The organism is Neisseria sp. P0009.S007 (genome assembly GCF_051962515.1).
In genome coordinates this window covers 1-1,529 of the sequence record NZ_JBQCVF010000312.1, presented here as the reverse complement: position 1 = coordinate 1,529, position 1,529 = coordinate 1, and the positions used below count along the sequence as shown (strand labels likewise).

Annotated in this window: 1 protein-coding gene; it reads right to left on the bottom strand. The window is 45.5% G+C overall.

The features are described from left to right. Positions 1 to 306: 306 nt before the first annotated feature. On the bottom strand, positions 307 to 1,529 hold a 1,223-nt coding region (locus ACTHS3_RS12800), incomplete at its 5' end, for an AAA family ATPase (RefSeq protein ID WP_440368111.1).

The window sequence follows — 1,529 nt, the reverse complement described above, 5'->3', positions numbered from 1 at the left end:
AGAATAAGAACAAAGTCGGTATCATTTAAGCGCTCCGACAAAATAATGTGAAGATTTTGATTAGTCAGTTTTTGCATTGTAGTATTATTACACAAAATGAGATATTTAGCAAGAACCTTGGCAAACAGGTCGGATTATATCGCATTCTTTATCAACCCATGTCACAAGATTTTCAATTAATATTCTCTAAAATTCAATGAATAATCAAATTACATAACAAATATATGATGTGAATCAATAAGTAAGAAAGGCCGTCTGAATTCTTTCAGACGGCCTTTTACAACAACATACTACATTGTTTTAAACTTATGCAAACAAGAGCTTACCACCCTCTTCTTTAACATGGATTGTGCTATCAGGTGCATATTTACCTTCAAGCAATGCTTTTGCCAGCGTATTTTCGATTTCTGACTGGATGGCGCGTTTGAGCGGACGGGCACCATACACAGGGTCGAAACCGGCTTTAGCAATCAGATCCAAGGCAGCATCATCGACTTTCAGATGCAGATGTTGTGCTTCCAAACGTTTTTCCAAACCTTTAAGCTGGATTTTCGCAATGCTGCGGATATTGGCCTGATCCAAACCATGGAACACGACTACTTCGTCAATACGGTTGATCATTTCAGGACGGAAATGTTCTTTCACATCCTCCATCACAACTTCTTTTACCGCTTCGTAGTCTTGAGTACCCATTTGTTGGATATGTTGGCTACCAATATTGGAAGTCATCACGATAACGGTATTTTTGAAGTCTACGGTACGGCCTTGTCCGTCGGTCAAGCGACCGTCATCCAATACCTGCAGCAAGATGTTGAATACGTCCGGATGGGCTTTTTCCACTTCATCCAAAAGAATCACACTGTATGGTTTGCGGCGGACTTGCTCAGTCAAGTAGCCGCCTTCTTCGTAGCCAACATAGCCGGGAGGCGCACCGATTAAGCGGGCAACAGCATGTTTTTCCATGTATTCGGACATATCGATACGAATCAGATGATCTTCGCTGTCAAACAGGAAACCTGCCAAAGCTTTGCACAACTCGGTTTTACCCACACCGGTCGGGCCTAGGAACAGGAAGCTGCCGTAAGGTTTGTTTGGATCGGCAAGGCCGGAACGGCTGCGGCGGATGGCGTCGGATACAGCACGCACGGCTTCGTCTTGACCAACCACGCGGCGGTGCAATACTTCTTCCATTTTCAACAGCTTGTCGCGTTCACCTTCCATCATTTTGGACACGGGGATGCCGGTCATGCGCGATACGATTTCGGCCACTTCGTCCGCACCAACTTCAGTACGGAAGAGTTTGTTTTGTTTTTTGCCGTCGGGGTTACTTTCCGCAGCTTGCAACTGTGCGCCCAATTTCGGCAACTCACCGTATTCGAGTTCGGACGCACGGGCAAAATCGCCTTGACGTTTGGCCTGCTCGATTTTGACTTTGATGTCGTCCATCTGTTTTTTGATGTCGGCGGTGCTGGAAGAGGCGGCTTTTTCTGCTTTCCAGATTTCGTCCAAATCGGCGTATTCTTTTTGCA